The following is a 13,169-nucleotide window of genomic DNA, read 5'->3' as shown; positions in this document are numbered from 1 at the left end:
TCCTTTCTATTGTTCTATTAAAAGCCTCCACGACTTCCTGTATGAGAGTGACCACCACTAGTCACCCCTCCACCACCATTACCACTGCTATTGTTTTTCTGGATTTTCGTCTTAGAAACTGTTTTTCGCAAATATACATCTTTCCTGTTTACCACTCGAGAGTTTTTCGGATCGACATAGGTTTCATGCTTCACTGTAACACGACCACCCATATTAAAGATCATTGCACCTACAATAACTGCTCCAATTAAAACAGCAAGCAATAACTGAAACCAAGTTTTTAGAAAAATACTATCAGGACTAATGATCGGATTTACTCCAAGGTAAACTGGCACCTCACTAAAAAATTGCTTGGTTGCTTCTAAGAAGTTGTCTGCACTAAGATATGGCGTAATTTTTTCTCTTATTTCATCTAATCTCGAATCAGAAAGATATTTCTGTTTATCTCCAAAGCCAGATAAGTAAACCTCACTTTTGTTCATATCGATAGTAAGAATAACCGTATTTCCATGTTTTTTATCATATCCTGGTGCATTTTCATCATAGAAATCCTCTGTGTATTGTACTACGTCTCTTCCACCAAGATCATTCTCTGTTAAAACAAGGAATGATAACTCATTTTCTTCACTGTATTGTTTCGCAAGCTTCTCCAATTCCTCTTGTTCATCAGCATTAAATAGATCTGCTTCATCATAAATATACTGTTCTTCCGCACTGACAGGAATTGTTAAAAAGGAGAACAGTATTAAAAACAGAATAGATATTAGACCTTTTTTACTTATTCTCATATTAGATCACCACCTAACAGTAACGCAATCGTTTTTAAAACGACAAATGATCCGCCAGCAATACTTGCAAACCAGATCGCGGCCTTTTGATAGCTAAGTGGTGGTTTACCAACAATTTTACCTGTTTGACCATTCATTGCAAATGTATGCTCTTGTTTATCAAAATCATAGTAAACCATCCAAACTGGCAACAATACATAGTAACTATTTCTTTGCGTTGTGCGAATATTTTTCTGGTGGTAATCAACAGAAGAATATCCTGTAATGGTTGAGGAAATATAGGAGTCTATAAATGTTTTTATTTTATCTTTAACTCTACCAAATAATTCTTTATCTGTGTAATTATATTTTTCAGCTAAATATCCAGCTAAATAAGGTGTTTTAAATGCTTTTAATTCCTCGTAATGATAAGGTTCCAGCTTATCCATTAAAGTATCATCTAATTTTTCAGAAGCATCAACTGTTACCTTTAGATAGCTAACATCAATATCTCGTTCTACCCTGTAATAATGGGTTTCTGTATAGCGATATTCTCCACGCGTATAAGTATTAACTTTTGTTGCAGTCGCCTTTACCTCAACATCATTGTCTAAATCATACATCCAAAATGGAACATACATACCAGTGATGCCTTTCACTCGATCTGCAGTCATAAAACCTTTTGGGGTTAATCTTCCGTTTTTACACCATTTTCTAAAAGCCTCCATTGCCTCTTCCTTACTTATAGTAAACGGTATAACTTTAACAGGTGCTAAATCCCCTGACAACCTGTCTGCAAGCACTACCCCAGCACCACAGAAGCTGCAGGAGGTTGCCGTAGTATCCTTGTCTGTTAATACAACTGCACCACAGTTTTCACACTGGTACTCTTTGGCTTCATCTTCCTCGAACGATCTTTCTATATAAATATCATCATATGTATCAACATGCTCTTCTCTTCCACAGCTGTCACAGCTCAAATGGCCTGTTTCACTGTCAAATGCCATATCTGAGCCACAACTAGGACATTTATAATGTACTAGCATCCCTTTCATCCCCTCTAATAATTTGTATCCTTTCGTAATTCAAGCAATGCTTCTGCTTCTGCTAGCTCTCTTCTCACTTGGTTTTCATAACTTTGCATTTCATTAGATAAATCAGCTATTTTTTTCTTTGTCTGTGCTTCCGTACTCAATGTCTTTAAGTATTGCATACTTTCACTCTGGCGATATTGAAGTCCCTGGAAAGCTTTTAATAAGTTATCATGCTTTTGCTGTAATTCTGTTCGCTCTATCAGCAGGTGGTCAAGTTTGCTTTTGGCAGTCTCTTTTTGCATACGGAAGGAAGCCTCCATCGAAGCATCTGTTGCCTTTTGTTCATAGCGAGTAAATTTAGCAATGTCTTTCTCAAGCTCCAATACTTGTTGTTCTGTTCTGCCTAACTGGACTTGAGCAGTCTCTACTTTGGCTTTTAGCTCACGTATTAATTGATCCATATCTTTTTGAACCTCGATCATCTTATTCTTATCGGAATGGATATTACTTTTTAAAATAGTGCCAATTCTTTTAAAGATCCCCATACCTCTTTCACCTCTCTGCAGTACTATCTCTAGTATATACGAAAAAGATAGAAATTTGTTTCATTTTTCAGAAATTCCTGACAGCTGCTTTTAGCATAATTCTTCCAAAAGTTTTGCATAGTTATATTTTTGTTTGTAAATGCTAATAATGACCACTATGCAACGCCACTTATTACACCCTATTTTGAACCATATCACAAAATTATTTTTAGAGATTTTAGCTTTTTTGTTTCAAAATAACTGAAATCATACTATACTAATAAGTAATAGGGATTGGATCGGTTCATTGAGTACTTGCTTTTCTTTTCTAATCAATTAGGAAGGAGTTGGAAGTGACTATGCTTAAACGTTTGAAGGAAAAACTAAAAAAACGATGGCGAGATGTCTTGAGAAGACGTGTACCAACTACAATGCAACGTTCTAAATTTGATACAAAGCTTAAACGAACTATGGATTCGAAAGAAAAATAATACAAGTATGTAAAGTTGAAGGAGAGATAAAATGGTATATAAAGTACTATATCAAGAGAACGCAAGTGAAATACCCGTACGCGAGAATACGAAAAGTATATACGTACGTGCAAACAATGAACGTGAAGTACGTACGTTAATAAAAGAAAGAAATTACAACATCGAATTTATCCAATTATTAGATGATGAACACCTTGCATATGAACAACAATCAGAATTCTTCCAGTTGGAGAATGCCTAAAAATGAAGTTTGTTAAGAATGATCAAACTGCAGTTTTTGCACTTGGTGGTCTTGGTGAAATTGGTAAAAACACGTATGGTGTGCAATTTCAAGATGAAATCATTCTCATTGATGCAGGGATTAAATTTCCTGAAGACGAGTTATTAGGGATTGATTATGTCATACCGGATTACACATATCTTGTGCAAAACCAAGATAAGATTAAAGGGCTGTTTATTACACATGGTCATGAAGATCATATTGGTGGCATCCCCTATCTACTAAGAGAAATTAATGTTCCTATTTATGCAGGGAAATTAGCAATTGGATTAATTAAGAACAAATTGGATGAACACGGATTACTCAGAAGGGCTAAATTACACACCTTTCAAGAAGAAGACATTATCAAATTTAGAAAAACAGCTGTATCATTTTTTAGAACAACACACAGCATTCCAGATTCCTATGGCATTGTAGTAAAAACACCTCCTGGAAATATTGTTCATACGGGAGACTTTAAGTTTGACTTTACTCCTGTTGGAGAACCAGCTAACTTAACAAAGATGGCTGAAATCGGGAAAGAAGGCGTACTATGTCTCTTGTCGGATAGTACGAACAGTGAGGTACCAGATTTTACACTATCAGAAAGAGTAGTCGGGGATAGTATAAATGATATCTTCTCAAGAATTGATGGCAGATTAATATTTGCAACCTTTGCCTCTAACATTCATCGTTTACAACAAATGGTAGAAGCTGCTGTCAAGAATAACCGAAAAGTCGCCGTTTTTGGTAGAAGTATGGAAGGGGCCATAAAAATCGGACAAGAATTAGGATATATCCGTGCCCCTAAAAATACGTTTATTGATGCAAATCAAATTAATCAACTACCAGCAAATGAAGTAGCCATTCTTTGTACTGGTTCACAAGGCGAGCCAATGGCAGCATTATCAAGGATTGCAAATGGTACCCATCGCCAAATACAAATTATACCTGGTGACACTGTTGTATTTTCTTCCTCACCAATCCCTGGGAATACACTTAGTGTCAGCAAAATTATTAATCAGCTTTACCGAGCTGGAGCAGAAGTCATCCACGGTAAATTGAATGATATTCACACATCTGGACATGGTGGCCAACAAGAGCAAAAGCTTATGCTGCGCTTAATTCAACCTAAGTACTTTTTACCAATTCACGGTGAGTATCGTATGCTTAAAGAACACACGAGATTAGCTGAAAGCTGTGGAATCTCTATAAAAAATAGCTTCATCATGGATAATGGTGAGGTCTTAGCACTCGGAAAAGACTCTGCTGGTATTGCTGGTAAAATTCCATCAGGATCTGTTTATGTAGATGGTAGTGGTATTGGAGATATCGGTAATATTGTATTACGAGATCGACGAATTTTATCAGAAGAGGGACTCGTTATCGTAGTTGTTAGTATCAATATGAAGGATTTCAAGATCGCATCAGGTCCTGACATTATATCTCGTGGGTTTGTTTACATGCGAGAGTCAGAGGATCTCATAAATGAAGCTCAAAAAATTGTCTCTAAGCATTTAAATAAAGTAATGGAGCGTAAAACAACGCAATGGTCTGAGATCAAGAATGAAATAACAGACACTATCGCACCATTTCTATATGACAAAACAAAACGTCGTCCGATGATATTACCTATTATAATGGAAGTATAAACAGGGACTTCCATCAGGAGTGATTCTTAGATCGCCTCTGGAATAAAGCAAAGGCACCTTGGGTATAAAATCCCAAGGTGCCTTTCTATTAGTTTCCAGCTAAAAGAACGATCATTCATCAAGGACTAATTGTTTTTCAAATCTAGAAATATCCTTGTCTGCTCCAATTACGATGAGAACATCATCCTGATCTATTATTTGGTCCGCCATTGGAGAAACATTAATTTGTTTATCATTTGCTTGTTTAATGGCAACAACGTTACAACCAAACTGTGCACGTATATCTAACTCTATCAAGGTTTTTCCATGCATTCTACTTCCTGCCTTTACTTCCACAATACTGTGATCATCAGACAATTCGAGATGGTCTAAAATATTGGTTGAAATAATATTATGAGCAATTCTTCTTCCCATATCTCGTTCAGGATGGACAACATGGTCTGCCCCTATTTTATTCAATACTTTCTCGTGATAATCATTTTGAGCTTTTACGGTTATTTTTTTTATCCCTAATTCTTTTAACATCAATGTAGTCAAAATACTTGCTTGAATATTCTCGCCAATAGCAACAATAACATGCTCAAAATTTCTAATTCCTAATTCTTTTAACGTATTTTCATCTGTAGTATCCGCGATAACAGCATGAGCAACAATATTTTTATATTCATTAATTTTTTCTTCATGGATATCTATTGCTAATACATCCATACCTTCTTCACTTAATTCACGGCAGATACTTCCACCAAATCGACCTAACCCGATCACTGCAAACTCTCTCTTCATGACAAATCCTCCAAAAAAATCTTTATATCCGTTATTTTAGCATACCATGTAACTCTATTGCATTTTTTTATTAGACATTCTAATAGATAAACTCGCATTCGCTCTTTCTTTCTAAGTCGCAAAAAAGGCAAGCCATCATGTAGCTCACCTTTTTTGAATTATAATGCATCAAGCATATCAAATTGTGATTTGACTAATTCGTAATATTCCCCTTTGCTTTGCATTAATTGTTCATGATTTCCTTGCTCTAGAATTCTTCCGTGTTCTAAAACAATAATATTGTCAGCTTCTCTAATAGTAGATAACCTATGGGCAATCATAATGGCAGTTCGCCCTTCCAGCAATTTTTTAAGTGCAAGTTGAATTTTGACCTCGGTTTCTGTGTCAATACTCGCTGTTGCTTCGTCTAAGATTAATATTCTCGGGTTAGCTAGCAGTGCTCGAGCGAAGGAAAGCAGCTGTCTCTCTCCAGCAGATAGAATATTCCCTCTTTCTTCTACCTCTGTCTCATAGCCATGAGATAAGCGCTTGATGAAGTCATTAGCTCCAACTACTTTTGCAGCTTCTTTAACCTCTTCGTCCGTCGCTTCAGGTCTTCCAAAGCGAATATTCTCCATGATTGTACCAGAAAAAATGAACGTATCCTGGAGTACGACGGAGATATTTTCGCGTAGGCTAGTTAAATTCATATCTCTCAGATCGTTGCCATCTATTTTCACTGATCCTTTTGTCGGATCATAAAAACGACTGATGAGATTGGCAATAGTGGATTTACCCGAACCTGTATGGCCCACAAGTGCAACTGTTTGGCCTTGCTTCATCTCAAGTGAAATTTCATGTAAAGCTATGCGATCCTGATCATATGAAAATTGAACTTTATCAAATACAATGTTTCCTTTCATATTTTCAAATTTCTTCGCATGTTTCTTTTCCATTACGTTTGGTTGTTCGTCCAAGAATTCAAAAATACGTTCTGAGGACGCCATTGCTACTAAAAGCTGGTTATAGATCTGGCCAAGTCTAGAAATCGGCTCCCAAAACATACCTAGATAAAAAGCAAAGGAAACGAACGTACCAACGACAATATCACCTGTGATGATGAGATGCGCACCATAGGAAATTAATATTACCGTACCTATTGCATTACTCAATTCTACAAAGGGACCAAAGTAAGCACTTTTTTTCATCGCTATTCGTTCATTTTCATAATTATCCGTGTTTACTCCATTAAAAAATTCAGTATTTTCCTTTTCTTGTGAAAAAGATTGTGTTATTCGAATGCCCTGCATGCTCTCATTTAAATGGGAGTTTAACCTCGATTTTTGGATACGAACAGACTGCCAAGCACGACGAATCGTCCTTCTTAGTTTTGTTGAAATAAGAAACATAATTGGTAGAATGACGAGAACTGCCAGTGCTAGTTTCGGACTTAACACAAACAGTATAACAATAATTCCTGATAACATGATAATATCCATTAATAAGTTAATTATCCCGTTCGTAAACAATTCCTGTAAGGAGTTAACATCATTTAGAATTCTAACTAAGATGGATCCTGCCGAACGTTTATCAAAAAAGTTATGAGATAGCCGTTGAACGTGTGAAAATAAACTTTTCCGCAGATCATATATCACTCTTTGACCAAGGATATTCACTAACTTTATGCGAAACATATTGGCAATATAACTTATTAAATAGAGAATCGATATCCCAATAATTAAATAAGTAAGTAAGCTAACATTCTCATCCTTTATCGCCATATCTATTACTACCTTACCAATCAAAATCGGAACAATTAAACGAACAATCGTGGAAAGTAGCATCGCAAGGATCGCACTAGGTAGTAAATTTTTCACATATGGCTTCAAATAATGTAATAATCGAAGCATTTGCTTCCAATTAAAAGGTTTCTCAACGGCCTGGTCTAATGGATAATAGAATCTTTTTAAATGTGGACTATCCTTTTTCATTTCTTTTGCAGTCAATGACTTTGCCAAATTTTCTCCCTCCCTTTCTATAATGACTCCATTACAATATCCTTATCTTTGTATTGAATATCATAAATTCTGCGGTAAGAGCCATTCTGCTGGATTAACTGATGATGAGTTCCTCGCTCCACTATTTCTCCTTCATCTAAGACGAGAATTTCGTCTGCATGTTTTAGAGAAGAAATTCTGTGGGCAATAATAAAGGTCGTTCTATCTTTCATTACTTCTTTTAATGCTTTTTGTATTTGAAATTCAGTTTCCATATCTACTGCTGATGTTGCATCATCTAACACTAGAATGCTCGGATCAATTAAAATAGCACGTGCTATCGCAATTCGTTGCTTCTGTCCACCAGATAGACCCATACCTCTTTCTCCTAGCATGGTGTCATATCCATTAGGCATTTCCATGATAAAATCATGTGCTTGTGCTCGCTTAGCTGCTGCGATAATTTCTTCCATGGATGCATCAGGATTCCCATAAGCGATATTGGCTTTAATCGTTGTAGAAAATAAGAATGACTCTTGGAGTACAAAACCAATGTTCTTTCTTAACCATTTTAAAGGATAGCTACTTGTAGGTTTTCCATCTATAGTAACTTCTCCTTGGTCTGGTTCATAAAATCTAGTCATTAATTGAGTAATACTCGTTTTCCCTGCACCTGTTGGTCCTATTAGACCAATTACCTTTCCAGGTGGTGCATCAAAAGAAACATTTTTTAATGCGGCATCATCATCTTCAATATAAGTTAATGAGACATTCTTAAAGGTAACATGTCCTTTAAGTTCTTTTGGCTGAACAGGATCCTTTTCATCCATAATATCTTCTTTTGCTTCTAAAATTTCCAGTAGCCTCTCCCCAGATGCTTTCGCTTGTGAAAACATATTCACAACAAACCCTAATTGCATAAGTGGTCCGAGTATATAAGTTACTAAACTAAAGAAGGCGACAAGCTCCCCTAATGCTAATTGATTATTAATCACTAAGTAACCACCATAAACTAGTAAGGCTACCATACTAACATTTCCAATAAACTCCATTAGCGGAAAGTACCTCGCCCAAATATTAGATGTATGAATATTTACTTCACGATAGTTGGTGTTATTTGTTGTAAACCGATCAATTTCAAAATCTTCCTTTGAAAGTGATTTAACAGTATTCATTCCACTAACATTTTCTTGAATTCTAGTATTTAACCTACCTAATGATTTTCTAATGCTACGAAAAGCGGGATGTACCTTTCGATCAAAACGAAATACTACGACCGCCAAAAATGGCATTGCCGCCATAGTAACAACGGCTAATGGAACCGAATAATAAAACATGACACTTAAACTAATGACAATTAACAATAGAACACGAATAAGTTCTTTAAAACCTGCTGCAAGGAAAAAGCGAAAGCCTTCTACATCCATTGTTAAACGTGACATCAAGTCCCCTGTTCTCGCATTATCATAGTAAGTAAACGAAAGCCTTTGCAATTTTTTGTACAATTCATCCCTTAACACATAAACTGATTTAATGCCAAACAAATCACCTAAATACTGTTGAAAAAAGTTTGCAAAACCCTTCAATATCATCAATCCAATAAAAGCAACGGAAAGATATGGAATCAATTGATATTCAGCCGGTGTGACGACATCATCAATTGTTATTTGAAGGATAATTGGGTATACAACAGTGATAGCGGTTACGATTAATACAAAGATGACTGACAAGAAGAAGTATGACTTAAAAGGCCAATAGAATTGCTTCAATTTTTTAAATGTTTCCATTTTAGATTTGCACCCCCTATTTTTTTACGTAAATATAAATATAACGGTATCCGAAATAAATTTCCACCTTTTCGACTTAATTTCTAATAATTTTTTTTTGCTGGTTTGTCTAGCATGGGATGACAAGGTCACGTATGCAAGAAAAAATAAAAAAATGCCCTCAGAGGAGGACATTTTTTTATTTTTCTGTTATTCCCAATACTCTGTTAACTCGTTTGCGAAGCATTTTCATACCGCCACCGCCAGCTTGGAAATGTCGTAAATTTCCCTCAGCATCAAATACATAATATGCTGGCACATATTGGTTTTCAAATGCATCCGTCAATGTATGTTTATTATCAACGAAGATTGGTTGCGTAATATCGTGTTCACTTGCTACTTCTTTAATTTGATCAATGTCTAAATCCTTTTCAGATCTTGGCATATGCACCGCAATGACGTTAAGCTCATCTTTATATTCATCACGGAATTCATTTACGTTTGGCATTGCTTCTTTACATAAGCCACAGCTTACCGACCAGAAATGGATTAAAGTAGGCTTATTTCCAATTAAGTCCTCTCGTGTCACCTCACCATTTAACCATTCTGTCGCGCCATTTAATTCTGGCATTGGAGCTCTTAATTTCATCCTAAAAATCCTCCTAGGTTTATCTTTTTGGCAAAATACTACTTAGTTTTTTGCACGATGTCCAAAAGTCAAAGCAATAATTATATATGTCTATCTAAACATAGACAAAGGTCTAACAATGGTTAGACCTTTTGGTTAGACATTATAATGTTTCTTGACCAGGCTTCCAGTTAGCTGGGCAAAGTCCACCAGTTTGCAGTGCTTGTAGAACTCGTAATGTTTCATCTACATCACGACCGATATTATTATGATTAACAACTTGGTATTGAAGTTCACCCTCAGGACTAATAATGAAAAGACCTCTTAATGCTACACCTTCGTCTTCAATTAATACACCGTATTCCTTTGAAATTTGGTGATTTGTATCTGCTGCTAGTGGATAATTTAGATCTCCTAAACCATTATCCTCTCTTGCAGTCTTAATCCAAGCTAAGTGTGTATGTATTGTATCAGTAGAAACACCGATTACCTCTGCATCTAAATCTTCAAATTCATCATAACGATCAGACAAAGCGGTTATTTCCGTTGGACATACAAAAGTAAAATCCATTGGATAAAAGAATAACACTGTCCACTTGTCATTTTTCATATTCTCTTCTAATGATACTTTCCCAAACTCTTTGTTAGCAAGAACTGCCTCCATTTCGAAACGAGGTGCTTGCTTTCCTACCATACGTTCAGCCATTTAAATTATCCCTCCGTACATTTTTCTTATATCTCTACGAATAAAATTATAATTTAACTGGATGAACTAGTCAACTAATCTACTAGTTACAATGAAAAGGAAACAATAAACGAATGGTGAGAGATAAATCGCTTTTAAAGACTTCTAATCATTTCTACCACTGAATTTACCCCTACTTCTATTGCTCCTTCCTTTGGATTGAGCATACTATGATGCAATCCATATGCCGAGTCCACGCCTAACCAAAACATAAATCCCGGGTATTCCTTCAGAAAATATCCGAAATCCTCACCAGTCATAGCTGGATTTGCATCAATGTAAGAATAGCCTAGGGATGTTACGACATTTGAAAACTGCTTGACATACCGGTCTGTATTTTCAACCTGATAATAATTTGCCCCATAATCAACATCTATTTTGCAGTCAGCACTTATCTCAAATCCTTTTATGAACTGCTCAAGCTGATTTTTTATTTGATTCATTGTTTCAGGCTTTAAAGTTCTTATTGTTCCCTCTAAACGAGCAGTTTCTGCAATAATATTTTGAACAGAACCTGCTGTCATCTTCCCAATGGTTATCACACCACTATCTAGAGGATCGACCCTTCGTGAGATAATTTGCTGTAGCTGTGTAACAAAAGCACTTGCTGTTACAATCATGTCTTTTGTTAGATGTGGGTATGCAGCATGTCCACCTTTACCTGTGAAATCTAAATACAACTCACTAGTATTGGCGAATAGAATTCCAGATCTACACGAGATCGTTCCTACTGGAAGCTCTGGAGCAATATGAAGAGCGAAAATCATGTCTAATTGCCATTTATCGAGCAGTTTTGAGGCAAGGATAGGTTCTGCCCCACCAGGACCTTCCTCAGCTGGTTGAAAAACAATTAGAACATTTTCTTCGATTGGATTATGCGCTAATCGATCTAAAACTCCTAATGCAATTGTCATATGCAAATCATGGCCACATGCATGCATATTACTTGGGTGGATAGACGTATAAGGTAAACCAGTTTGTTCTTGGATTGGTAGCCCATCCATATCAGCTCGATATCCAATCGTTCTGGAAGGATTTTTTCCTTTTACTAGAACAAAAATCCCTGTTTTCCATTGTTCAATTTCTAAATTCGATTGATCCATATTTTTAATCACATTTAATAGATATTCTTGTGTTTTAAATTCTTGAAAACCTAACTCAGGAATTTGATGAAGATCTTTTCTAACCTGGAGTAATTGATCTGTATTCATCTATATCCCCCTTTCACTACCATAATGACATTCTCTAATAAAAAGGCTGTAACTCATATCTGAGACAGCCTTTTTATCCTTACTCGTCTAATTTTCTTAAAGCTTCCATAATTTCTGTTTTAGATTTCGTTTGATCATCGATTTCTTTTAATACTTTGGCAGGAACACCCGCAACTACTGTATTCGGTGGAACGTCCTTTGTCACAATTGCACCTGCAGCAACAACCGCTCCTGCTCCTACACGCACTCCTTCTAAAACTACGGCATTTGCTCCAATTACAACACCGTCTTCAATGATGACAGGTTGCGCTGAAGGGGGTTCTATAACTCCAGCAAGGACTGCACCTGCACCAATATGGCAATTCTTTCCTACAGTTGCTCTTCCACCAAGACAGGCATTCATATCGATCATAGTTCCTTCACCAACAACAGATCCAATATTGATCATAGCACCGAACATAATGACCGCACCATCACCAATTTCGACCTGTTCTCGAATAATCGCACCTGGTTCAATTCTTGCATTAATATCTTTCATATCTAATAACGGAATAGCTGAATTTCTACGGTCATTTTCAATGACATAATCCGTGATATCATTCTTATATGTATCTAATAATTCTTGAACTTCCTTCCACTCACCGAATACTACACCATTTTGATCATTTAGAAAGGTTTTCACATCGCCTGTAGCTTCAATTTTATTTAAGTTTTCTCCTTTCACATATACTTTAACTGGTGTTGATTTTTTACTATTTGAAATAAATGAGATTATTTCATTTGCATCCATCATTTTCATAAATCCGACTCCTTCATAAAATTTTACTTACACAATTTATCAAAAATCTGAATAAATGTCCAAGGTTGTTATCTAAAGATACATGGATTTATTGACTTCTTTTAAAATAGCTCGACGTGTAATGATGCCAACGAAATACCCACCCTCGTCCACCACACAAGCGAAAGCATGATCAATGACAACCTTTAAACAGGTTAAAAAATCGGTATCTTTTGTTATGGTCGGTTGGTCCTTACGCATAACATCCTCTACCTTTTTCTCTGATAGTATTTCCATCTCAAAACGTTCTATCCCCATTACACTTTTTAAGATAGGTGTTTTTCCAATTGTTCCACGATATTTATAATCAATATCTAATACCGGAACAGAAGAGTATCCTGATTCTACTAAAACCAATAAAGCGTGTTCGATAGGGTTTCCTATTTGTACATGTGCTACCTTTTCAGCTGGTATCATGAAATCACGGACCGTTAAATCTTCAAGATTGCGCTTTATTACACTAGACATGTTGACACTCCTTTTGTAATTGGTGAA

The 13,169-nt window shown here is 36.0% G+C and carries 14 protein-coding genes; 3 read left to right on the top strand and 11 right to left on the bottom strand.

Going from position 1 to position 13,169, the window contains the following annotated elements; genetic code table 11:
* Positions 1-17: 17 nt before the first annotated feature.
* From ACZ5R4_RS00775 to ACZ5R4_RS00765, 3 genes are read right to left on the bottom strand one after another with little or no spacing between them, the layout of a single operon-like run.
* Positions 18-788, bottom strand: coding sequence for a TPM domain-containing protein (locus tag ACZ5R4_RS00775; protein ID WP_109984524.1), 771 nt, complete (start codon positions 786-788; stop codon positions 18-20).
* Positions 785-1,813: a TFIIB-type zinc ribbon-containing protein gene (locus tag ACZ5R4_RS00770; protein ID WP_464367966.1), complete on the bottom strand. Its 1,029-nt coding sequence runs from the start codon at positions 1,811-1,813 to the stop codon at positions 785-787. Before ACZ5R4_RS00770 ends, ACZ5R4_RS00775 begins: the two co-directional genes overlap by 4 nt.
* A gap of 14 nt (positions 1,814-1,827) precedes the next feature.
* A complete protein-coding gene (locus ACZ5R4_RS00765; RefSeq protein ID WP_109984526.1) occupies positions 1,828-2,346 on the bottom strand; it encodes a PspA/IM30 family protein in 519 nt (172 codons plus the stop codon).
* 332 nt (positions 2,347-2,678) lie between these two features.
* Here ACZ5R4_RS00765 and ACZ5R4_RS00760 point away from each other — a divergent pair, with 332 nt between their 5' ends.
* The 3 genes from ACZ5R4_RS00760 to rnjA are packed head-to-tail and all read left to right on the top strand — an operon-like array spanning position 2,679 to position 4,727.
* Complete coding sequence (locus ACZ5R4_RS00760; protein ID WP_181397514.1) at positions 2,679-2,816, top strand: hypothetical protein; 138 nt, start codon at positions 2,679-2,681, stop codon at positions 2,814-2,816.
* A 31-nt stretch (positions 2,817-2,847) separates the two neighbouring features.
* Positions 2,848-3,057, top strand: coding sequence for a DNA-dependent RNA polymerase subunit epsilon (locus tag ACZ5R4_RS00755; protein ID WP_054788632.1), 210 nt, complete (start codon positions 2,848-2,850; stop codon positions 3,055-3,057).
* Positions 3,058-3,059: 2 nt separating this feature from the next.
* On the top strand, positions 3,060-4,727 hold the full coding sequence (rnjA, locus tag ACZ5R4_RS00750; protein ID WP_277678686.1) for a ribonuclease J1: 1,668 nt from the start codon (positions 3,060-3,062) through the stop codon (positions 4,725-4,727).
* Between the two features lie 111 nt (positions 4,728-4,838).
* On the opposite strand, the gene ACZ5R4_RS00745 is transcribed toward rnjA, so the two are convergent.
* From ACZ5R4_RS00745 to cbpB, 8 genes are all read right to left on the bottom strand, one after another.
* Entirely contained in the window at positions 4,839-5,510 is a 672-nt protein-coding gene (locus ACZ5R4_RS00745; RefSeq protein WP_109984528.1) for a potassium channel family protein, read from the bottom strand.
* Positions 5,511-5,668: 158 nt separating this feature from the next.
* A complete protein-coding gene (locus ACZ5R4_RS00740) occupies positions 5,669-7,480 on the bottom strand; it encodes an ABC transporter ATP-binding protein (RefSeq protein WP_109984619.1) in 1,812 nt (603 codons plus the stop codon).
* Between the two features lie 44 nt (positions 7,481-7,524).
* Positions 7,525-9,273: an ABC transporter ATP-binding protein gene (locus ACZ5R4_RS00735; protein WP_109984529.1), complete on the bottom strand. Its 1,749-nt coding sequence runs from the start codon at positions 9,271-9,273 to the stop codon at positions 7,525-7,527.
* Between the two features lie 178 nt (positions 9,274-9,451).
* Entirely contained in the window at positions 9,452-9,901 is a 450-nt protein-coding gene (locus ACZ5R4_RS00730; RefSeq protein ID WP_054788631.1) for a TlpA family protein disulfide reductase, read from the bottom strand.
* 142 nt (positions 9,902-10,043) lie between these two features.
* Positions 10,044-10,586, bottom strand: coding sequence for a peroxiredoxin (locus ACZ5R4_RS00725; protein ID WP_054788630.1), 543 nt, complete (start codon positions 10,584-10,586; stop codon positions 10,044-10,046).
* Between the two features lie 134 nt (positions 10,587-10,720).
* Positions 10,721-11,836 (bottom strand): N-acetyldiaminopimelate deacetylase, encoded by a 1,116-nt coding sequence (locus ACZ5R4_RS00720; protein WP_277678684.1) that lies wholly within the window; start codon positions 11,834-11,836, stop codon positions 10,721-10,723.
* A 79-nt stretch (positions 11,837-11,915) separates the two neighbouring features.
* Positions 11,916-12,635, bottom strand: a complete 720-nt coding sequence (gene dapD, locus ACZ5R4_RS00715; RefSeq protein WP_181397516.1) for a 2,3,4,5-tetrahydropyridine-2,6-dicarboxylate N-acetyltransferase — start codon at positions 12,633-12,635, stop codon at positions 11,916-11,918.
* 72 nt (positions 12,636-12,707) lie between these two features.
* Entirely contained in the window at positions 12,708-13,142 is a 435-nt protein-coding gene (cbpB, locus tag ACZ5R4_RS00710) for a cyclic-di-AMP-binding protein CbpB (protein ID WP_054788629.1), read from the bottom strand.
* Positions 13,143-13,169: the final 27 nt, after the last annotated feature.

The sequence above is a fragment of the Gracilibacillus sp. JCM 18860 genome (assembly GCF_055395245.1).
The sequence above is the reverse complement of the archived record's forward strand: the minus strand, read 5'-3'. Positions and strand labels throughout refer to the sequence as shown.